The organism is Modestobacter sp. KNN46-3 (assembly GCF_011039295.1).
In genome coordinates this window covers 1-20,134 of record NZ_JAAKGN010000049.1, presented here as the reverse complement: position 1 = coordinate 20,134, position 20,134 = coordinate 1, and the positions used below count along the sequence as shown (strand labels likewise).

At 73.9% G+C, this 20,134-nt stretch carries 24 protein-coding genes; 15 read left to right on the top strand and 9 right to left on the bottom strand.

Going from position 1 to position 20,134, the window contains the following annotated elements:
* Positions 1–88 precede the first annotated feature (88 nt).
* Positions 89–643 (top strand): hypothetical protein, encoded by a 555-nt coding sequence (locus tag G5C62_RS28105; protein WP_164701255.1) that lies wholly within the window; start codon positions 89–91, stop codon positions 641–643.
* Positions 644–776: 133 nt separating this feature from the next.
* A complete protein-coding gene (locus tag G5C62_RS12500; protein WP_036337391.1) occupies positions 777–1,010 on the top strand; it encodes a hypothetical protein in 234 nt (77 codons plus the stop codon).
* 8 nt (positions 1,011–1,018) lie between these two features.
* Here G5C62_RS12500 and G5C62_RS12495 read toward each other — a convergent pair whose 3' ends face one another.
* Together G5C62_RS12495 and G5C62_RS27535 are read right to left on the bottom strand one after the other, a co-directional pair.
* Positions 1,019–1,750 (bottom strand): spermidine synthase, encoded by a 732-nt coding sequence (locus tag G5C62_RS12495; protein WP_036337393.1) that lies wholly within the window; start codon positions 1,748–1,750, stop codon positions 1,019–1,021.
* 26 nt (positions 1,751–1,776) lie between these two features.
* Positions 1,777–2,397: a reverse transcriptase domain-containing protein gene (locus tag G5C62_RS27535; protein ID WP_206330613.1), complete on the bottom strand. Its 621-nt coding sequence runs from the start codon at positions 2,395–2,397 to the stop codon at positions 1,777–1,779.
* 590 nt (positions 2,398–2,987) lie between these two features.
* Between G5C62_RS27535 and G5C62_RS12485 the strand changes: the two genes are divergently transcribed.
* Positions 2,988–3,215 (top strand): hypothetical protein, encoded by a 228-nt coding sequence (locus G5C62_RS12485; protein WP_164701242.1) that lies wholly within the window; start codon positions 2,988–2,990, stop codon positions 3,213–3,215.
* 206 nt (positions 3,216–3,421) lie between these two features.
* Entirely contained in the window at positions 3,422–4,042 is a 621-nt protein-coding gene (locus tag G5C62_RS12480) for a hypothetical protein (RefSeq protein ID WP_231558418.1), read from the top strand.
* A 12-nt stretch (positions 4,043–4,054) separates the two neighbouring features.
* Here G5C62_RS12480 and G5C62_RS12475 read toward each other — a convergent pair whose 3' ends face one another.
* Together G5C62_RS12475 and G5C62_RS12470 are read right to left on the bottom strand one after the other, a co-directional pair.
* Complete coding sequence (locus G5C62_RS12475; protein WP_036337400.1) at positions 4,055–4,459, bottom strand: hypothetical protein; 405 nt, start codon at positions 4,457–4,459, stop codon at positions 4,055–4,057.
* Between the two features lie 100 nt (positions 4,460–4,559).
* Positions 4,560–4,895, bottom strand: coding sequence for a hypothetical protein (locus tag G5C62_RS12470; RefSeq protein WP_164701254.1), 336 nt, complete (start codon positions 4,893–4,895; stop codon positions 4,560–4,562).
* 122 nt (positions 4,896–5,017) lie between these two features.
* Between G5C62_RS12470 and G5C62_RS12465 the strand changes: the two genes are divergently transcribed.
* Positions 5,018–6,007 carry an LLM class flavin-dependent oxidoreductase gene (locus G5C62_RS12465; protein WP_164701253.1) on the top strand — a complete coding sequence of 330 codons (990 nt, stop codon included), beginning with the start codon at positions 5,018–5,020 and terminating at the stop codon, positions 6,005–6,007.
* A 5-nt stretch (positions 6,008–6,012) separates the two neighbouring features.
* On the opposite strand, the gene G5C62_RS12460 is transcribed toward G5C62_RS12465, so the two are convergent.
* The gene (locus G5C62_RS12460; RefSeq protein WP_164701252.1) at positions 6,013–7,347 is read right to left on the bottom strand and encodes an NlpC/P60 family protein; all 1,335 of its coding nucleotides are present in this window, start codon (positions 7,345–7,347) and stop codon (positions 6,013–6,015) included.
* A 171-nt stretch (positions 7,348–7,518) separates the two neighbouring features.
* Here G5C62_RS12460 and G5C62_RS12455 point away from each other — a divergent pair, with 171 nt between their 5' ends.
* A complete protein-coding gene (locus G5C62_RS12455) occupies positions 7,519–7,716 on the top strand; it encodes a hypothetical protein (RefSeq protein ID WP_036337408.1) in 198 nt (65 codons plus the stop codon).
* Positions 7,717–7,776: 60 nt separating this feature from the next.
* Positions 7,777–8,385 (top strand): GDSL-type esterase/lipase family protein, encoded by a 609-nt coding sequence (locus G5C62_RS12450; protein WP_164701251.1) that lies wholly within the window; start codon positions 7,777–7,779, stop codon positions 8,383–8,385.
* A 1-nt stretch (position 8,386) separates the two neighbouring features.
* On the opposite strand, the gene G5C62_RS12445 is transcribed toward G5C62_RS12450, so the two are convergent.
* The 4 genes from G5C62_RS12445 to G5C62_RS12430 form a co-directional block, all read right to left on the bottom strand.
* Positions 8,387–8,767 carry a thiol-disulfide oxidoreductase DCC family protein gene (locus G5C62_RS12445; protein WP_206330612.1) on the bottom strand — a complete coding sequence of 127 codons (381 nt, stop codon included), beginning with the start codon at positions 8,765–8,767 and terminating at the stop codon, positions 8,387–8,389.
* Between the two features lie 85 nt (positions 8,768–8,852).
* Positions 8,853–9,632 carry a succinate dehydrogenase/fumarate reductase iron-sulfur subunit gene (locus tag G5C62_RS12440; protein WP_231558419.1) on the bottom strand — a complete coding sequence of 260 codons (780 nt, stop codon included), beginning with the start codon at positions 9,630–9,632 and terminating at the stop codon, positions 8,853–8,855.
* A 19-nt stretch (positions 9,633–9,651) separates the two neighbouring features.
* The gene (locus G5C62_RS12435) at positions 9,652–11,598 is read right to left on the bottom strand and encodes a fumarate reductase/succinate dehydrogenase flavoprotein subunit (RefSeq protein WP_164701249.1); all 1,947 of its coding nucleotides are present in this window, start codon (positions 11,596–11,598) and stop codon (positions 9,652–9,654) included.
* Between the two features lie 17 nt (positions 11,599–11,615).
* Entirely contained in the window at positions 11,616–12,326 is a 711-nt protein-coding gene (locus tag G5C62_RS12430; RefSeq protein ID WP_036337418.1) for a succinate dehydrogenase cytochrome b subunit, read from the bottom strand.
* Positions 12,327–12,531: 205 nt separating this feature from the next.
* On the opposite strand from G5C62_RS12430, the gene G5C62_RS12425 reads away from it, so the two are divergent.
* The 8 genes from G5C62_RS12425 to G5C62_RS12390 all read left to right on the top strand — a co-directional run.
* Entirely contained in the window at positions 12,532–13,143 is a 612-nt protein-coding gene (locus G5C62_RS12425; RefSeq protein ID WP_164701248.1) for a sulfite oxidase-like oxidoreductase, read from the top strand.
* Positions 13,144–13,201: 58 nt separating this feature from the next.
* Positions 13,202–13,915, top strand: a complete 714-nt coding sequence (locus G5C62_RS12420; protein ID WP_241175868.1) for an FAD-binding oxidoreductase — start codon at positions 13,202–13,204, stop codon at positions 13,913–13,915.
* Positions 13,916–14,131: 216 nt separating this feature from the next.
* The gene (locus G5C62_RS12415) at positions 14,132–15,151 is read left to right on the top strand and encodes an iron ABC transporter substrate-binding protein (protein ID WP_164701247.1); all 1,020 of its coding nucleotides are present in this window, start codon (positions 14,132–14,134) and stop codon (positions 15,149–15,151) included.
* A gap of 80 nt (positions 15,152–15,231) precedes the next feature.
* Positions 15,232–16,749, top strand: coding sequence for an iron ABC transporter permease (locus G5C62_RS12410; RefSeq protein WP_241175867.1), 1,518 nt, complete (start codon positions 15,232–15,234; stop codon positions 16,747–16,749).
* Positions 16,746–17,813: an ABC transporter ATP-binding protein gene (locus tag G5C62_RS12405; protein WP_164701246.1), complete on the top strand. Its 1,068-nt coding sequence runs from the start codon at positions 16,746–16,748 to the stop codon at positions 17,811–17,813. Before G5C62_RS12410 ends, G5C62_RS12405 begins: the two co-directional genes overlap by 4 nt.
* Before the next feature lie 58 nt (positions 17,814–17,871).
* Positions 17,872–18,690, top strand: a complete 819-nt coding sequence (locus G5C62_RS12400; protein ID WP_164701245.1) for an aldolase — start codon at positions 17,872–17,874, stop codon at positions 18,688–18,690.
* The gene (locus G5C62_RS12395) at positions 18,687–19,586 is read left to right on the top strand and encodes an NAD(P)-dependent oxidoreductase (protein WP_164701244.1); all 900 of its coding nucleotides are present in this window, start codon (positions 18,687–18,689) and stop codon (positions 19,584–19,586) included. The genes G5C62_RS12400 and G5C62_RS12395 overlap by 4 nt, the downstream gene beginning before the upstream one ends.
* The coding region (locus G5C62_RS12390; protein WP_241175866.1) for a glycosyltransferase at positions 19,583–20,134 on the top strand (552 nt) is incomplete at its 3' end. The genes G5C62_RS12395 and G5C62_RS12390, both read left to right, overlap by 4 nt.

The following is a 20,134-nucleotide window of genomic DNA, read 5'->3' as shown; positions in this document are numbered from 1 at the left end:
CCTCCCGCCTCACGGTCCTACCGGATGGGCTCAGCAGCCGTAGGCTACCGGCGGTTGTGCGCCCGCGCTCGACGGTGAGAGGACGACCATGGCCGACCCCGAGACAGACGGCGGGACCAGCTCCCCGGACCCTGACGAGCGGTCCGGCCGTGCGGTGCGGTGGTGGCTGGCCGCGGCCACCTTCGTGCTCGGGCTCTTCGTCGGCGGGCTCGTCGTCGGGTTGCTGGACGACGGGTCGGCGCCGGTCCCGGTCGCCACCCCGGCCGGGCCGGCGACCGGCGTCGGCGTCCCGCTGCCGGACGCCCCGCCCACGGGGGAGACCGCCGAGGTGGTCGTCAACGCCGCCTGCCTGCGCGCGGTCAACGGGGCGCAGGACGTCGTCGCCGCCATCGACGACCTGGGTGAGGCGGCCGGCGAGTTCAACGCGGCCCGGCTGGACGAGGTCATCCGGCAGCTGCAGCCCCTGCAGGGGCGGCTGAGCGGCGACATCGCCGGCTGCCAGGTCGTCAGCGAGGTGGCGGAGGGGACACCCACGGGGACGGCCCCCGGGGCGCCCACGGGGACGGCCCCCGGGGCGCCCACGGGCACGTCGCCCGCGAGCCCGGCGCCGCCGCCGGCCACCACCGTCGCACCGCCGAGCTGACCAGGGGACGGTCCACAGGCTGGACACACCTCGGGCACAGCGGCGTGCCACCGAGCCTGACGAGGCTGGGGGCATGACAGCGTGGACGGCACCCGGCTCCGACACGACCGGACCAGTCGGGAGGGCGCCGGACATGGACGACGGCGCCGGGGCGATCCGGCGGGACTTCCCGTTCCCCGAGGCCGGCGACCACCACATGCGGGAGTGGCCGCTGGTCTGGCACCCGGCACGCGGCCACTTCGAGCGCACCTGCCCGCACGGCGTCGGGCACCCCGACCCCGACGACGTCCTGTACCTCCAGTCGGTCGGCGGCGTCTCCGGCGCGCATCCCTGTGACGGCTGCTGCATCGCGCCGCTGCGGGACTGACCCGACGGTCAGCGCGGCTTCGTGCCCAGGTAGACCGTGTTGGTGGCCGGCCGGCCCTGCAGCGGGTTGGGGAAGCTGACGACCTCGGCGGCGACGTCGGTGAGGACCTCGGACAGCACGGCCAGGTAGCCGTCCTCGGGCGGGTCGTTCGACCACAGCGAGAACACCCCGCCCGACCGCAGGTGCCGGGCCAGCTGCTGGGTGCCGTCGACCCCGTAGAAGCCGGCGCTGCCGTCGGCGAGCAGGTGCTGCGGTGAGTGGTCGATGTCGACGACGACGGCGTCGAACACCCGGTCCGGCGCGACCGGGTCGAAGCCGGTGCCCGCGGCCATCGCGAAGAAGTCCCCGTGCACGAATCGGCAGCGGGGGTCGGCGGTGAGCGTCGGGCCGACCGGCACCAGGCCGCGTTCGTGCCAGTCGATCACCGGCTCGAGCAGGTCGACCACCACCAGTTCGGCCACCCGCGGGTCGGCCAGCACGGCCTCCGCGGTGTAGCCGAGCCCCAGCCCGCCCACCGCGACGGCCAGGCCGGGGGCATCCGGGGCAGGTGCGTCGAGGCGGGCCAGGGCCAGGCGGGCCACCGCCACCTCGGCCACGGTGAACTGGGTGGACATCAGGAACTCGTCGCCGAGCTTCACCTCGAAGACGTCCAGGCCGGTCGCCGGGTCCCGCCGCCGGCGCAGGCTCACCTCGCCGATCGGCGTGGGGCTCCAGTCGAGCTCCTCGAACCGGGCGCTCATCGGGTGACCACGGTCATCGGCCGAGCCTACGAGTGAGCGGGTGCGGTCCAGTCGATCCGGTCGGCCAGGCGGTGCAGCCGCGCGCCGAACGCCGGGTCGACCGAGGCGGCCCAGGCCACTCGGCCCAGCACGTGGTCGCGGAAGGTGCCCGGGTCGCGGCCCCGGGTCTGCGTCGTCCAGCCGTGGACGGCGCAGTTGTGCAGCAGCGCCCGCAACGCGTCCCGCTCCGGCCTGGGCAGCGTCGGGTGGTCGTTGACCACGGTGCCCAGCACCGCCTGCCGGCGGGCGGCGCTGGTGGCCGAGGTCTTCGCCGCGTTCACCCGGAAGCCCTCGTCGGTGACCACGTCGGTGACCAGGTCGGCGAACCGGTCGCGGGCGATCCGCCGGTCCCCGCTGAAGGTCAGGTCGTCGACGTACCGGGTGTAGGTGCCACCGGAGGCGGCGGCGAGGCCGGCCAGTCGGCGGTCGAGGCGGTGGCAGACCAGGTTGGCCAGCGCCGGGGACGTCGGGGCCCCCTGCGGCAGGTGCGGCACCGTCAGCCGCTGCTCCAGGCGCCGGTGCCGCTCCCGCGCCTCGATGCCGTCCGGGGGCGGGATGCGCCGCCACACCTCGGTCGGCAGCACCGTCGTCATCAGGCCGGTGAGCACGTGGGCCACCGGTTCGGGCAGCCCGGCGACGCCCCAGCAGCAGGCCGTGCACCCGACCGGCGGCGACGCTGGCGAAGAACGCCTCCAGGTCCATCCGCAGCACGACCGCCGACCCGGCGTGCGGGGCCACCGCGGTGCGCACCGAGCGGCCGGGCACGCAGCCGTGCGCGGCGTCGTGGGCCGGGACGCGGTCGAGCACGTGCCGCAGCAGCCGCCGCTGCGCCTCCTTGAGCCGCGGCTTGGGCGCGGCGAGCAGCCGGACCCCGGCCGGGCGCTGCACCACCCGCCACCGGTAGTGCCGCAGCGCCTCGCCGGCCGTGCGTTCCAGCCGGCGGGCGTCGGCGAACCACGCCAGCTCCCCGGCGTCGACGTCGAGCAGCCGGGCGACCGCGGCCTGGTCGGGGAGGTCGGCGACCGGCCACCGGCGCCAGGCCAGCGCCGTCGGCACCGGCTCCCACCGCACGGCCCGGGCGAGTGGCCGGTGGGACTGCCCGCGCTCCCACCCCTGGGTCGTCCGGACGACGCGGGCCAGCTCCCGCGGCCGGTCGACCGGGGCGGTGGGGTAGACCGTCTGCACCTCGCCGACCAGCGTGCCCACCCAGGTGCGGGCGCGGGCCTGGCCCAGCGCCACCGCGACCCGGCGGACCATCTCCCGCCGTCGCCACGGGCCGGCCAGCAACGCGGTCGCGATCGCTGCGGCGGTGGCGGCGGCCTGCCGCTCGGCGGTCATCGCAGCTCCCGAGGTGCACGGCGGGGCGGCCAGCCGCTCCTCGCTGGAGGCGCCGCCTGGTGCGCGGAGCGCACAGCGCGGCTCATGACGCGATGCCCGACCTGCTCACGATGCCCCGGGGTTGCCCCGGGGTGACCGGCTGCTGCCGGTCGTCCTGCCCGCCCCGTCGTGCACGCGGCCACCGTAGTGGTGTGTGATGGCCGGCTGACCGCCGCCGGAGTCAGGTGCGGGACAGGTGGCCGCGGGATGCACCAGGATGGGCCCCCGTCGTCCCCGACCCCCTGGAGTGCCACCGTGACCTCTTCGCCGTCCGGCCAGCCGCCGGCCCCGATGGCCGTGCCGGCCTTCTTCGTCTCGCAGCGGGTCACCATGATGGTCAACCGCTACGAGATCCGGGCTGCCGCTCCCGACGGTTCCGAGGGGCAGCTGCTGGCCCTGGCCGAGCAGAAGCGGATGAAGCTGAAGGAGGAGGTGGTCTTCTTCGCCGACGAGGCCAAGAGCCGCCCGGTCTTCTCCTTCAAGGCCCGCCAGCGGCTGGACACCTCGGCCCAGCACGACGTGTTCGACGAGCACGGCGCGCCGCTGGGCATGTTCAGCAAGCAGTTCGGCGCCAGCCTGCTCCGCTCCACCTGGAACCTGGAGGTGCCGGGGCTCTCCGCCCGCGGGCAGGAGCGCCGCCCGGCGATCGCCGTCCTGCGCCGGGTCTGGGACCTGGTCCCCATCGTCGGTGACGTGCCGGTGCCCTTCGTCTTCCACTTCGACTTCGTCGACACCGCGACCGGCGCCCCGGTGCTCACCAGCGAGCGGAAGAAGTCCGTTCGCGACCGTTACACCGTCACGGTGCCGGACCCGCGGCTGGACTTCCGGGTCGCCGCCGCGATGGCCGTCGCCCTGGACGCGCTGCAGAGCCGCTGAGCCGGGCGGCCGCTACAGGTAGCGGCTCTCAAGCTCTGCGAAGAACGCCTTCGCCAGCGCGGTGAAGTCGGCCTCGCGGACGGCGATCTCGTCGCCCACCCGGTACTTGAGCACGGTGCGCGCCGGGTCCAGCCGGATGTGCTTGTCGGTGATCATCGTGCCGCCGTGCACCAGCGACTCGGCGATCAGCCGCACCTCGTTGAGCGCGTTGCCGTCCGAGCCCTCGATGCCCCGGCCGCGGTGCACGAACCAGTTCTCCAGCACCACGACCAGGTCGTTGAAGAACACCGGTTCGAACTCCCGCAGGGCGGCCGGCTCGGTGGCGGCGGCCAGGGACCGGTAGGCGGCGACGCGGGCGTCGACCGCCGCACGCCGTCCGTCGATGTAGTCCAGTGCGTACGTGCTGTGACACAACACGGCTGCTCCTCACCCGATCGCGACGCTGCGTTCCGGCTGGCACCTCCAGGGTCGCACTCCGTGCCGCGATCCGGAACCGGTCCGGGTCCAGGACCGTCGGTCAGGCCCAGCTGGTGTCGGGCTGCAGGCTGCGGGGGACCGGCAGCGGGGGGAGCGGTGTCGGTGCCCGCCGGGACCGCCCTGGGCCGGGGAGCTGCAGGTCCGGCCGGGTCCGCGGCTCCGGCGCTGGGGTCGCCCGGTCCGGCTGGGGAAGGCGCAGGTCGGCCAGGTGCACCCAGCTGGCGCGGCGCAGCCCGCCGACGACGGCCTGGACGCGTACCCAGCAGGTGCCGTCGGGCTCGTGTCGCCAGCCGAGCAGGACGGCGGGGCACCAGTCGCCGTCGATCGGGAACTCCACCGGCAGCGGCTCACCCAGCAGTGACGTCATCTCCTGCACGACGGCGACTCTAGGTGCGCAGGTGATCACTGAAGGGCAGGCGCGCGTGCGCCGTCCCGGCCGGGAAGGGCCCCGGGGTGCGCTGCGTTGACCCGGACAACCAACGCGAAAGGCACCACCCCATGCGCATCCCGCTGTCCGTCCTCGACCTCGCCCCGATCGCTCGCGGGGAGACCGTCAGCAGCAGCATCACGGCCAGCGTCGCGCTGGCGCAGCGCGCGGAGGAGCACGGCTACCAGCGGGTCTGGTACGCCGAGCACCACAACATGCCGAGCATCGCCTCCTCGGCCACCAGCGTGCTCATCGCCCACGTGGGCGCGCAGACCAGCCGGATCCGGCTCGGTGCCGGCGGCGTCATGCTGCCCAACCACGCACCGCTCACCATCGCCGAGCAGTTCGGCACCCTCGACGCGATGTACCCGGGCCGGATCGACCTCGGCCTGGGCCGCGCGCCGGGCTCGGACCAGAACACGATGTACGCACTGCGCCGGGACCCGAACTCCGCCGACACGTTCCCGCAGGACGTGCTGGAGCTGCAGGGGTACCTGACCGGCTCGAGCCGGGTGCCCGGCGTCGACGCGATCCCCGGCAAGGGCTCGGACGTCCCGCTCTACGTGCTGGGCTCCTCGCTGTTCGGGGCACACCTGGCCGCCGGGCTAGGCCTGCCCTACGCCTTCGCCAGCCACTTCGCGCCGCAGGCCCTGGAGGCCGCCGTCGCCACCTACCGGCGGGAGTTCCAGCCCTCCGCCCAGCTCGACGCCCCCTACGTGATCGCCGGGGTCAACGTCATCGCCGCCGACACCGTGCGTCAGGCGGAGGAGAACCTGCAGGCGGTGCGCCGGACCATGGCCGTGGGCCTGTTCGGCCGGGGCCGCAGCTTCACCGACGAGGAGGCCGACCTGCTGCTGGAGCAGGGGGCCGGGCAGCACGTCAGCTCGATGTTCACCTACGCCGCGATCGGCACCCCGCGCGAGATCGGCGACTACCTCGAGGGGTTCCGCAAGCAGGCCGACGCCGACGAGCTGATCGTCGCCCACCAGGCCCCCACCACCGAGGGCCGGCTGCGCTCGGTGACCCTGACCGCCGAGGCCATGGCGGCCGTCGACGTCTAGCTCCGTCAGGCGGTGGGGCGGGTGCCGCCGATGAAGCCGCCCCACCGCATCGACGTGACGCGGATGACCGAGCCGCTCTGCGGCGCCTCCAGGATCTGCCCGCCCCCGAGGTAGATGGCCACGTGGTGGATGGTCGCGGGGCTGTTGGTGTTGGTGGCCCAGAAGACCAGGTCGCCACGCTGCAGCTCCGACCGGGAGACCTTGGGCAGGGCCGAGTACTGGGCGCGGCTGTTGCGCGGGATCGAGATGCCGGCCTGGGCGTAGGCGTAGCGGGTGAGCCCGGAGCAGTCGAAGCCGACGATGCCGGCGTCCACACCCCAGCCCATGCTCGGTCCGTTGAGCGAGCCGCCGCCCCAGGAGTAGATGGTGCCCAGGTGGCGCCGGGCGGCGGAGATCGCGGTCTCGACCGCGGAGGAGTCGCCGGTGCCGGCGGAGGTGCCGCCCTGCGGTGCGGAGACGAGGGGGCGGGTGGGAGCCGGCGTCCGCTCGGCGGTCGCCCGCTCGGCCGCAGCGCGCTCGGCCGCAGCGCGCTCCGCCGCAGCGCGCTCGGCGGCGGCCGCCTGCTGGGCGGCGTGCTGCTCGGCGGCGGCGCGGGCGCCCTCCAGGCCGAGGAGGGCCTGCTGGGCCCGGGCGAGCTCCTGCTCCAGGGTGTCCTGTCGGGCCGCCAGCCCGGACGCCTGCGCGCGGGCGCCGGCCTCCAGTTCCTCGGCGGCGGCCAGCGCGTCCTCGGCCTCCTGCTTCAGCGCCGCGGCCTCGGCCAGGGTGGCGTGCGCAGCGGTCTCGGCGGTGCGGGCCCGCTCCTCGGCGGCCGTCACCTCGGTGACGACGTCACCCTGGTGGGCGCCCGCGGCCTCGAGGAGGGCGGCGCGCTCCAGCATCTGCGCCGGTCCGTCAGCGGTGGTCAGCGCCTGCAGCGTCGGGGAGGTGCTGCCCTGCTGGTAGCTCTGCCGGGCGAACGCGGCGATGGCCGTGCGGGCGGTCGCCAGCTCGGTCGCGGCGGCGTCGGCGGTGGCCGCGGCGGCGTCGGCGGCGGCCTGGGCGACCTCGTACTCGGCCTGCTCGGCCTGGAAGGTGTCCAGCGCGATCGCCGACCGGGCCCGGGCGGCGTCCACCTCGGCCTGGGCGGTGGCGAGCTCGGCAGACAGGGCGCCGACCTGCTGCGCAGCGGTGTCCTGCTGCTGCCGGGCAGCGCCGATCTGCTCGTCGGAGGGGTTGGTCGGGGTCGCCCCGGCGGTGCCGGGGGCCGCCACCAGGCAGAGGGTCGCCACGACGACCACCCCGGCCATGCGGCGCACCGGACGGCGGCCGGTCCGTCGCTGGGTCGTTGCCTCGGTGCCCATGTCCTGGTGTCCCTCCACTGCCCTCGTTCACCCGATCAGGTGACCTGACAGAGAGTTCGGACGTTCCCGGACGGTGCTTGAGCATCTCGACACCATGAGTTGTGCAAAGCAACCCGGTGCCCGGGCCTGGTCGGCCGGGGGCCCGAACAGCGCAGGGGAGACCATGGGGGCATGAACGTCTTCACCGACTACGCCCAGACGCACTGGGTCCCGATCAACGGCGACATGGTGACCGTGCAGACCATCGACGACGCGGGGAAGCGGGAGACGCACGTGCTGTCGGTGCCGGACGCGCTGGCCCAGTTCAAGGTCAAGTACCCGTTCGTGGACGACGCCCAGGCCGCCGCGCTCTTCGCCCAGGGGGGCTGAGTCGGCGCAGCGAGGCCCGGATCACGGCACACCGGGCGGCAGCAGGGCGTTGACCGAGGTGTGACTCTCCGCTTCCTCGTCCTCGGTGACTCCCTCGCGTTCGGCACCGGCGCCGCGACGGCGCGGGACACCATCGGCGCACGACTGACCCGTTCGCTGCAGGGGGCCGGGCACGACGTCGACCCGCAGGTGGTCGCGGTGCCCGGTGCCACCTCGCTCGACCTCGCCGCCCAGGTCCGTCGGGTGACCGGGCCCGTCGACGTCGCGTTGCTCGTGGTCGGCGCCAACGACCTGACCCGGCAGGTGTCACCGGTCCGGGCGGCCGCGGCGCTGGGTGCGGCCGTGCAGGACCTCCGGGAGGCCGGCGCGGCGGTGCTCGTGGTCCCCACGCCCGACCTGTCGTCGGTGGCCTGGGTGCCGCCGGCCTTGCGGGCGGTCGTCGCGGGCATCTGCGACCTGCTGCGCACCCGGCAGACCGTCGCCGCGGAGCGGGCCGGCGCCGTCGTCGCCCCGGTCGCCCCGGAGCTGGCCCGGCGGTTCGCCGCCGACCCCGCGCTGTTCTCCGCCGACCGGTTCCACCCGTCCTCGGCCGGCTACGCGCTGGTCGCCGAGACCCTCGCCCCGCCCCTGCTCCGCCTGGTCGCCGAACGCACCGACGCCGCGGCCTGACTCAGCCGGCGCCCGGCGGGGGCACCCGGCAGGACGCCGTCCCGCCGGGGAGCCGGTGCCGGTTGGCCGCCACCAGCCGGTAGGCGATCCGGGCGACCCACCGCACCGGCGGCACGGAGAGGACGACGCCGGGCACCGACCACGGCAGGCCCGCCGCCCGCAACGCCCGCGCGACCGCCGGTGCACCGCCGGACACCGCGCCGTCCCGGTCGAACCACAGCACCTCCGTCTGCGCCCGTGCGGCGCTCACCCCGGCCGCCGCCAGGTCGGTGGACTGCCACGGGACCACCTGCACGTCGGCCGGCAGCAGCCGCCGGGCGACGTCGGCGCAGCGGGTGCAGAAGGCGCAGTCGCCGTCGAAGACGAGCGCAGGCCCGGTCACGTGTCCCATCGTCCGTCCCGTCTCCTGGAACGACGAACGGGCCGGCATCCCCTGAGGGTGCCGGCCCGTTCGTTGGGTCCATCGGTCAGCTGGTCGGGACGCCGCCGGCTCGCAGCGCGCCGAGCAGGTCGTGGTTCAGCCGGGAGATGGTCTCCATCGAGATGCCCTTGGGGCACACGGCCGAGCACTCGCCGATGTTGCTGCAGCCACCGAAGTCCTCGGCGTCCTGCTGGGCCACCATCTTCAGCACCCGGCTGTCCCGCTCGGGCTGGCCCTGCGGCATGAGCCCGAGGTGGGAGACCTTGGCCGCGGTGAACAGCATGGCCGAGCCGTTCGGGCAGGCGGCCACGCAGGCACCGCACCCGATGCAGGTCGCGGCATCGAAGGCGGCGTCGGAGTTCTTCTTCGGCACCGGGGTGGAGTGCGCCTCGGGAGCCGTGCCGGTGGGGGCGCTGATGAACCCGCCGGCGGAGATGATCCGGTCGAACGCCGACCGGTCGACCGCGAGGTCCTTGACCACCGGGAAACCGCCGGCGCGCCAGGGCTCGATGTCCAGCACGTCACCGTCGGAGAACGACCGCATGTGCAGCTGGCACACGGTGGTCTGCTCCGGGCCGTGCGCGATGCCGTTGATCATCAGACCGCAGGAGCCGCAGATGCCCTCGCGGCAGTCGTGGTCGAAGGCCACCGGGTCGTCGCCGTCGAGGATCAGCTTCTCGTTGAGCACGTCGAGCATCTCGAGGAACGACATGTCGGGCGAGACGTCGGTGACGTGGTAGGTCACCATCTTGCCCTTCTTGGTCCGGTCGCGCTGACGCCAGATGCGCAGCGTCAGGTTCATCGTCCGTGTCTCTGTGCTGGTCACTTGTAGCTCCGCTGTGCTGTCACTTGTAGCTCCGCTGGGCAAGGTGGACGTACTCGTACTCGAGGGCCTCGCGGTGCAGCACCGGCGGCTCGCCCTCCGGGGTGTACTCCCACGCGGCGACGTAGGCGTAGTTCTCGTCGTCGCGCAGCGCCTCACCCTCCGGCGTCTGGCTCTCGGCCCGGAAGTGGCCGCCGCAGCTCTCGTTGCGGTGCAGTGCGTCGACGCACATCAGCTCGGCGAGCTCGATGAAGTCGGCGACCCGGCCGGCGTGCTCCAGGTTCTGGTTGAAGATGCCCTGCTCGCCGGAGACCTTCACGTTGGTCCAGAACTCGTGGCGGATCTCCGGGATCCGGTCCAGCGCCTTGCGCAGGCCTGGCTCCGAACGCTCCATGCCGCACAGGTCCCACATCAGCTTGCCCAGCTCGCGGTGGAAGGAGGCCACCGTGCGGGTGCCGTTGATCGACAGCAGCCGCTCGGTCTGGGCGCGGACGGACTGCTCGGCCTCGACCGCCGCCGGGTGGGTGGCGTCGACCGCGGGGAACGGACCGTCGGCGAGGTAGTTGCTGATCGTGCTGGGGAGCACGAAGTAGCCGTCGGCCAGGCCCTGCATCAGCGCGCTGGCCCCCAGCCGGTTGGCGCCCTGGTCGGAGAAGTTGGCCTCACCGATGACGAACAGGCCGGGGATGTTGGACGACAGGTCGTAGTCGACCCACAGCCCGCCCATCGTGTAGTGCACGGCCGGGTAGATGCGCATCCCGGTCTCGTAGGCGTTCTCACCGGTGATCCGGTTGTACATGTCGAAGAGGTTGCCGTACTTCGCCTCGATGGCGGGCTGGCCGACCCGGGCGATGGCGTCGCTGAAGTCCAGGTAGACGCCCAGGCCGTTCGGCCCGACGCCGCGGCCCTCGTCGCAGACGGCCTTCGCCTGGCGGGAGGCGATGTCGCGGGGCACCAGGTTGCCGAACGCCGGGTACTTGCGCTCGAGGTAGTAGTCGCGCTCGTCCTCGGGGATGTCCTTGGGGTTGCGGGTGTCGCCGCGCTCCTTGGGCACCCACACCCGGCCGTCGTTGCGCAGCGACTCGCTCATCAGCGTCAGCTTCGACTGGTAGTCGCCGCTGACCGGGATGCAGGTCGGGTGGATCTGCGTGTAGCAGGGGTTGGCGAACAGTGCGCCGCGCTTGTGCGCCCGCCAGGCCGCCGTGACGTTGGAGCCCTTGGCGTTGGTGGAGAGGTAGAAGACATTGCTGTAGCCACCCGAGGCCAGCACCACGGCGTCGGCGAAGTGGCTGGTGATCTCGCCGGTGATCAGGTGCCGGACGACGATGCCCCGGGCCTTCCCGTCGACGACGATCAGGTCGAGCATCTCGGTGCGCGGGTGCTGCTCGACGTTGCCCAGCCCGATCTGCCGCTCGAGGGCCTGGTAGGCGCCGTAGAGCAGCTGCTGACCGGTCTGGCCACGGGCGTAGAAGGTGCGCGAGACCTGGGCGCCACCGAAGGAGCGGTTGTCCAGCAGGCCGCCGTACTCGCGGGCGAACGGCACGCCCTGGGCCACGGCCTGGTCGATGATCGCGGCGCTGACCTCGGCCAGCCGGTAGGAGTTGTCCTCGCGGGAGCGGAAGTCGCCGCCCTTGACGGTGTCGTAGAACAGCCGGTGCACGCTGTCGCCGTCGTTGCGGTAGTTCTTGGCCGCGTTGATGCCGCCCTGGGCCGCGACGCTGTGCGCGCGCCGGGGGCTGTCCTGGAACCAGAAGTTCTTGACCCGGTAGCCCATCTCGGCCAGCGTGGCCGCCGCCGAGCCACCGGCCAGGCCGGTGCCGACGACGATGATCGAGAGCCGGCGACGGTTGGCCGGGTTGACCAGCCGGGCGCGGAACTTGCGCTCGTTCCAGCGGTCGGGGAGCGGGACGTCGCGGGGTGCCGTGGTGTCGGCGATGGGCTCGCCCACGGTGAAGAGCTCGAGAGGCATGACGGTGTCCTTCTCTCTCAGTCGATCAAGCCGAAGGCGACGGACAGCGGTACGAGCAGGAAGCCCACGGTGATGACCCCTGCGACGAGGTAGGCGAGGCCGTTGACGGCACGCTCGCGGCGCTTGTTCGTCTGGCCGAGGGTCTGCGTGGCGGCGAAGATGCCGTGCCGCAGGTGCAGGCCGAGCAGCACCATCGAGACCACGTAGAAGAGCGTGATCGGGATGTTGGAGAAGCTGGCGACCAGGCGGTCGTAGGGCGTGGAGTCGTGACCCACCGGGTTCACCGCACCGAGCGTGAGGTCCAGGATGTGCCAGATGATGAACAGCGCCAGGATCAGCCCGCCCCAGCGGACGGTGCGCGAGGCGAAGCTCTGCTGCACCCGCTTCTTGGTCACGTAGGGCACCGGGCGCGCGCGCCGGGCCTGGCGCCACAGCGAGATGGCCGCCCAGAAGTGCAGCACCACCGCGGCGAGCAGCACGAGCCGGATGATCCACAGGGCCGTCTGGGCCGGGAGAGCCGGCTCACCGATGGTGCGGATCCACCCGGAGTAGCTGTTGAACGACTCGGGACCCGAGAAGGCCTTCAGGTTGCCCACCATGTGGGCGAGCAAGTAGAGGATCATGATGATCCCGCTGACCGCCATGACGGTCTTCTTCACGACCGAGTTGTCGAACCGGCCGGTCTTGGGGGCCCTGCGCTGGGCCGGCTGCGTCGTCACTGTCGCCACAGGGCCAAAGGTAAGCCCAGTGCCCACGTGACACCCAGGTGAACGCACCGTGACACAGCTCATGTAAGGCCACCCTGACCGGTCCCGGGCCCGGGCGAGGGCCGGCCCGGTCGGGGAGCGGGTGTCGCCACCCAGGGGGACGGCGGCCTCGGGGGTGGAGGAAGATCGTCCTCGCCCCAGTCCGGTGCCCCGAGAGGACGACGACGTGCCAGGACCCACCCGCGGCTTCCTCGGCCGCCGCCGCGCGGCCGGAGACCCCCGGCTCCCACCCGGCCAGTACGACGCCGGCAGTGACTGGCCGGTGCTGACCGCCGAGCCCACGCCCCGGATCACCCCGGAGACCTGGAGCATCACCGTCGACGGCGAGGTGTCCACCCCGACCACCTGGACCTGGGACGAGGCGCACGCACTGCCGTCGGCCGAGTACCGCGGCGACATCCACTGCGTCACCACCTGGTCGAAGTTCGACACCCGGTTCGGGGGCATCAGCGTCGACTCGCTGCTGGACGTCGCCCAGCCCACGGCCGAGGGTCGGTTCGTGATGGCGACGTCCAAGACCGGCTACACCACCAACCTGCCGATCGAGGACGTCACCGGTGGCAAGGCGTGGCTGGTGTGGGAGTTCGACGGCAAGCCGTTGACCGCCGAGCACGGCGGGCCGGTGCGGATGCTGGTGCCGCACCTGTACTTCTGGAAGAGCGCCAAGTGGATCAGCAGGATCACCGTGCTCAAGCGCGACCAGCCTGGCTTCTGGGAGCAGAACGGCTACCACGACCGCGGCGACCCGTGGAAGCAGCAGCGGTACCAGGGTGACTGATGAAGGACCCCCTCCTCCTCACCACTCGCAAGCTCGCGGCGAGCCTCTGGACGGGGCCGTGAGCGCGCCGGCGGGCGGCTGGACCACGGCGACGGTCGCCGGGCTGCGTCGGCCGATCGCCCGGGCGGTGGAGCTGCGGCTGGACGTGCACGACCGGATCGACCACCTGCCCGGCCAGCACTACGTCGTCCGGCTGACCGCCGAGGACGGGTACACCGCGCAGCGTTCGTACTCGGTGGCCTCGGCGCCGGGCGACCCGCTGGTGGAGCTGTTCGTCGAGCGGCTGGACGACGGTGAGGTCTCCACCTACCTCGCCGACGTCGTGGAGCCCGGCGACGAGCTGGAGGTCCGCGGCCCGATCGGGGGCTGGTTCGTCTGGGACGGCGTCACCCCGGCCCTGCTGGTCGGTGGGGGCAGCGGCGTCGTCCCGCTGGTCGCGATGGTCCGGCACGCCCGCGCGCTGGGGCGGTTGGACCTGCTCCGGGTCGCCGTCTCGGCCCGCACGATCGCCGAGCTGCCCTACGCCGACGAGCTGGTCGGGGCGGGGGCGCTGATCGCGCTCACCCGGGAGGCGCACGGGATCCGGCCGGCCGGGCGGCTGGCCGCGATGGACCTGCTCCCGCTCTGGGAGCCCGGGCAGACCGGCTACGTCTGCGGGTCCGCGGGCTTCGCCGAGTCGGCGAGCCAGCTGCTGGTCGGGCTGGGCCTGCCGGCGGCGTCGGTGCGGGTGGAGCGGTTTGGGCCGTCGGCGCTGGAGCTCCCGAAGCGCTGACCCCGGCCGGCCAGCACGGCCGGCGCGATCCTGGCCGACGGCTCGCCTCCGGCCCCCGGGCGGCTGCGCCGTGGCAGGGGCGTCGGAGGGCCGCATGGAGGTGGCTATCGTCGACCCGGACGCCGTGTTTAGGTGTGCCTTGCCTCATACTGAGGGCGCCGTCATGGCTGTTGGCTCGCACCTACCTGTCTCATTACGACCTCGGAGGACTGACCCGTGAACCGGCCTGGGCGCTCCACCGCCACAGCGATCGTCGTCCTCACCGTCTCCGGCGTCCTGGCCGGCTGCGGCGGCGGCGCATCCGACGCCGAGACGCTCACCGTCTACAGCGCGCAGCACGAGAGCCTGGTCCGCACCATGCTCGAGGGGTTCACCGAGGAGACCGGCATCGAGCTGGAGTTCCGCGACGCCAACGACGCGGAACTGGCCAACCAGATCGTGCAGGAGGGGGAGGCCTCGCCGGCCGACGTCTTCCTCACCGAGAACAGCCCGTCGATCGACGTCCTGGACGACGAGGGACTGCTCGCCCCCCTGGAGCAGGCGACGCTGGACCAGGTCGGGGAGCGGTACCGACCGGAGTCGGGGAACTGGACCGGGTTCGCGGCCCGTTCCACCGTGCTCGTCTACAACCCCGCCGTCCTGCCGGAGGCAGAGCTCCCCGCGTCGATCCTCGACCTGGCGGACCCGGAGTGGGCCGGGCGCATCGGCATCGCTGCAGGCGGAGCGGACTTCCAGGCGATCGTGGCCGCCCTGCTCGCGCTGCGGGGGGAGGAGGGCACCCGCACCTGGCTGGCCGGGCTGGAGCGCAATGCCGACATCTACCAGAGCAACAGCGCGGTGATGAAGGCCGCTGACGAGGGCGAGATCGACGCCGGCGTCATGTACCACTACTACTGGTACCGCGACCAGGCCGAGGGTGGTCTGGTGGGCGACGACGCCGAGCTGCACTTCTTCCGCAACCAGGACCCGGGCGCCTTCCTCAGCGTCTCCGGTGCCGGTGTGCTGGCCTCTTCCGACCAGCCCGAGCAGGCCCAGCAGTTGGTCGCCTACCTCACCGGCCCGGAGGCCCAGCAGCGGCTGGCGGAGAGCTCGGCCCTGGAGTACGCGGTCGGCACCGGCGTCGCCTCCGCCGAGGCGCTGCCCCCCCTGGAGGAGCTGGAGGCGCCCGACGTCGACCCCGGGTCGCTGGACCAGCGGCGGGTCACCGAGCTGATGCAGGAAGTCGGGCTGCTCTGACCACCACGGCGACCCCGCCCGCCCCGTCGGCGCGCCCCGGCTCGGGCCGGCCTGCTCGGAGGTCGGACGGCACCGCCCGGGTGAGCCGATCCCCGGCGGTGCTGGTCCTCGCGACGCTGGTCGCCGCACTGGCGTTGCTGCCCCTGGGGTACATCGTCGGGTACACCCTGGACATCGGCTGGAGCGGCGCGCGCCAGCTGGTGTTCCGCGACCGGGTGGCCGACCTGCTGTGGAACACCGTCCGGCTGGCCGTGGGCACCGTCGTGTGCTCCGTCGTCCTCGGCGTCGGTGCGGCCTGGCTGGTGGAGCGGTCGTCGATCCCGGCCCGGCGGCTGTGGCACGTGCTGCTCGTCGCCCCGCTCGCGGTGCCGGCCTTCGTGAACAGCTACGTGTGGATCTCGTTGCTGCCCTGGCTGGACACCTACGCCGGGGCGCTGCTGGTGGTCACGCTGTCCTACTTCCCGTTCGTGTACCTCCCGGTGGCGGCGGCCTTCCGCGGGCTGGACCCGGCACTGGAGGAGACCGCCCGGGGGCTCGGGCTGGGGCACGGCGCGGTGTTCCGGCGGGTGCAGCTCCCCCAGCTGCGGGTCGCGGTGCTGGGCGGCAGCCTGCTGGTGGCGCTGCACGTGCTGGCGGAGTTCGGTGCACTGCAGATGCTGCGCTTCCCGACCTTCACCACCGCGATCTACGACCAGTACCGGTCGACCTTCAACGGCCCGGGCGCGACGATGCTGGCCGGTGTGCTGGTGCTGCTCTGCCTGCTGCTGCTGGTGGGCGAGCTGGGGATGCGCGGCCGGGTCGGCCTCGCCCGGACCGGTGCCGGAGCCGCCCGGCGGTCCCGCCCGGTGGCGTTGCGCGGCCTGACCGTCCCCGCCGTCCTGGCGCTGGCGGCGCTGGTCGGGCTGGCGCTCGTCGTCCCGCTGGCCGGCGTCACCTGGTGGCTGGTGCGCGACACCGGCGGCGCTCTGGACCTCGCGAACCTGGCCAGCACCACCGGAACGACGCTCGCTCTGGCCGCCGTCGCCGCGCTGGGGACCACGGCCCTGGCGCTGCCCACGGGCTGGCTCGCCGTGCGGGCCCGCACCCGGGTGTCCACCATGTTGGAGCGGAGCACCTACCTCGGCAGCTCGGTGCCGGGCATCGTGGTCGCGCTGGCGCTGGTGACGATCAGCATCCGTGCCACGCCGTGGCTCTACCAGACCACTCCGGTGCTGCTGGCCGCCTACGCGATCCTCTTCCTGCCGCGGGCCATCGTGAACGTCCGCTCCGCGGTGGAGCAGACCCCCCGGTTGTACGACGACGTGGCCGCCTCGCTGGGCTCCTCGGGGCTCGACCGGCTGCGCCGGGTCACGGTGCCGCTGCTGGCTCCCGGCCTGGGGGCGGGGGCGGCGCTGGTGTTCCTGGCGGTGGTGACCGAGCTGACGGCGACCCTGCTGCTGGCGCCGACCGGGACGGCCACGCTGGCCACGGCGTTCTGGTCGGCGAGCAGTGCGCTGGAGTACAGCGCGGCGGCGCCCTACGCACTGGTGATGGTCCTGCTCTCGGCGCCGGTCACGGTGCTGCTGTCCCGCGACGCCCGACGAGGTCTGACCCCATGAGCTCCCTGACCGTGCAGCACCTGACCAAGTCCTTCGGGTCGACGGCGGTGCTCGCCGGCATCGACCTGACGGTGCCCAGCCGGAGCCTCACCGCTCTGCTGGGTCCGTCCGGGTGCGGCAAGACCACCCTGCTGCGGCTGATCGCCGGCTTCGAGGAGCCCGACGCGGGAACGGTCAGCCTGGGGGGTGCGGTGGTGTCCGGCGGCGGGCGCACGGTGCCCGCCCGCCGGCGTGGCATCGGCTTCGTCCCGCAGGAGGGCGGGCTGTTCCCGCACCTCACCGTGGCCGGCAACGTCTCCTTCGGGCTGCCCCGGCAGGAGCGCCGCGACCGGGAACGGGTGCGGGAGCTGTTGGCGCTGGTCGGCCTGGACGCCGCACTGGCCGACCGGCACCCGCACCAGCTCTCCGGTGGGCAGCAGCAGCGGGTGGCCCTCGCCCGGGCGCTGGCCCCCCGCCCGTCCCTCGTGCTCCTGGACGAGCCCTTTTCCTCCCTGGACGCCGCACTGCGGGAGGAGACCCGCCGGGAGGTCGTCGAGGCGCTGCGGGCCACCGGAGCCACCGCCGTCCTGGTCACCCACGACCAGGCCGAGGCGTTGTCGATGGCCGACCAGGTGGCCGTTCTGCGCGGTGGTCGGCTGGTCCAGCTCGCCGACCCGCAGACCCTCTACCGCAGGCCCCGCGATCTGGACACCGCCGCCTTCGTGGGGGACGCCGTCGTGTTGGACGCCGACGTGCGCGGCGGGCAGGCGCACTGCGCACTGGGCACGGTCCCGGTGGCCGAGGGGTGCCCCGACGGACCGGCCCGGGTCCTGCTGCGTCCCGAGCAGCTCCGGCTCGGGCCCCCCTCCGCCGGTGCCGTGCTCGCGGTGGTGCACAGCGTGGACTTCTACGGCCACGACGCGCGCGTGGTGCTCGACCTGGCCGCGGGGCTGCGGGTGGCGGCACGGCTGGACGGCGCCGACCTGCCCGCCGGCGGGCAGCAGGTGGCGGTGTCTGTCGCGGGTCCGGCGCTGGCCTTCCCGGGGGCCGACGCAGCCCTCGGCGAGGCCGTCCGCTCGCCCTGACGGGGGGCCCGTGGAGGGCGGCGGAAGGCAACTACTTAGGAGTGCCTAAGCTCACCTCGTGGATCTCTTCGTCTTCACCGTGGACCCCGGCTGCGCCCGCGACGTCGTCGCCGGCGGGGCGGCCGGCATCGTCGTGGACTGGGAACGCCGGGGGAAGGCTCGTCGGCAACTGGGTGAGGGCACGCAGATCAACGCGGACACCCCCGCCGACCTCCGCCGGGTGCGGGCCGCGACCGACGGCCGGGTGCTGTGCCGGCTCAACGGCTTCGGCTCCTGGACCGCCGGGGAGGTCGAGGAGGCGCTCGCCTGCGGTGCCGATGAGATCCTGCTGCCCATGGTGCGCGAGCCCGGGGAGGTGGACCGCACCCTGGAGCTGGTGGCCGGCCGCTGCGGCGTCGGCATCCTGATCGAGACTCAGGACGCCGTCGAGCAGGCGGCCGCGCTGGCCGCCCGGCCGCTGAGCCGGATCTACGTCGGCCTCAACGACCTGCGCATCGACCGCCGCTCGCGCGAGCTGTTCCGGCCCCTGGTCGACGGCACCGTGGACGCGGTCCGTGCGGTGGCCACCGTGCCCTTCGGCGTGGCCGGTCTCACCCTGCCCGGCGGCGGGTGGCCGGTGCCGACCCGGCTGCTCGCGGCCGAGCTGGTGCGGGTGGGTGCCGACTTCACCTTCCTCCGCCGCTCGTTCCACGCCGACATGGTGGGCCGGGACCCGTTCGTCGAGGTGCCCCGGACGCTCGCGGGCCTGGCCGAGCTGCGGGCGGCCACGGCCGAGCAGGCCGCCGTCGACCGTCGCGCCCTGGTCGCGGCGATCGACGAGGCCGGGCGGCGGTCCGGTGAGCCGCTGGTCCCCGCCCCGATGTCTCAGCCCGCGTGAGGGCCCTGGTCACTGGAGCCGGCGGGTTCGTCGGCCGGCACTTGGTCCACCGGCTGCGCGCGGATGGCTGGGACGTCGTCGGGCTGACCCGGGTGCAGGTCGACCTGGCCGACCCGCGGGCCGGCGCGGCAGCCGTCGCCGCGGCCGATCCGGACGTGGTCTTCTCCTTGGCCGCGGGCCGAGCCAAGGGGAGTGCCGCGGAGCGGGCCGCGACCACGGTGGTGAACACCAGCCCCTGGCTCGTCGACGCGCTGCCCGAGCGCTGCCGGACGGTGGTCCGGCTTGGGTCCTCGACCGAGTACGCCGCCGCGCCGCACCCGCTGGCCGAGGACGCCGCCCTGGAGCCGCGGGGCTTCTTCGGCGCGACCAAGGCCGCCGGCTCGCTCCTGCTGCAGGCGGCCGCGGCCGAGCGCGGCGTGCGGGCAGCGGTGCTGCGCGCCTTCCAGGTGTACGGGCCGGGGGACCACGCGACCAGGCTGGTCCCCACGGTCCTGCGGGCCGCGGCCACCGGCGACGTCGTCCCGTTGCCGGGCCGACTCAGCCGGCGCGACTGGGTGTGGGTGGAGGACGTGGTGGACGCCTGCGTCCGGGCGGCGCTGGCCGACGACCTGCCCCCGGGCGTGGTCCTCAACATCGGTACGGGGGTGCAGACCAGCACCGAGGAACTCGTGGCCATCGCCCGCGAGGTGACCGGCCGGGCGATCGCCACGGCCCCGGGGGCCCACCCCGGCCGCTCCTGGGACACCGCCGACTGGGTGTGCGACCCGGCCGCGGCCACCCGGCTCCTCGGATGGCGACCGACCGTCGACCTGGCCGCCGGCCTGACCCTGACCTGGGCCAGCTCCGGGGGCCAGGAGGGCCCGGCGGCCGGGGGCAGCGGGACCGCGGGTTGGTGACCCGATCCCGCGTCGCCGTCATCGTCCCGGTGTACGGCAACGCCGCGACCCTCCGTCCGCTGGCGGAGCGGCTGGCCGGCGCGCTGACCGGGCGGGACTGGCGGCTGCGCCTGGTCGTCGATGCCTCGCCCGACGACAGCCTGGCGGTGGCCGAGGAGTTGTCCCGGGCCGATCCGCGGATCGCGGTCACGGCCCTGTCGGTCAACGTCGGCCAGCACGCCGCCCTCACCCACGGCCTCGCGGACGAGCCGGAGGCCGACGCGTGGGTGTGCCTCGACGCCGACCTCCAGGACCCTCCCGAGGCGGTGCCCGAGTTGCTGGACCGGCTGGCCCGCGGCGACGTGGGTGCGGTCTTCGCCGGGCGGCGGGGACGGTACGAGTCCCGGGTGCGTCAGGCCACCGGAGCGGTCCACCGCCGGCTGGCCGCCCGGCTGACCGGCCTGCCTCCCGACGCAGGGGCCTTCCTGGCGATGGGACGGGCTGTCCGCGCCACCGTCGTCACCGAGCGCGCCCCCAGCGTCGTGCTGGCCGTCGGCGCCTCCGGGCAG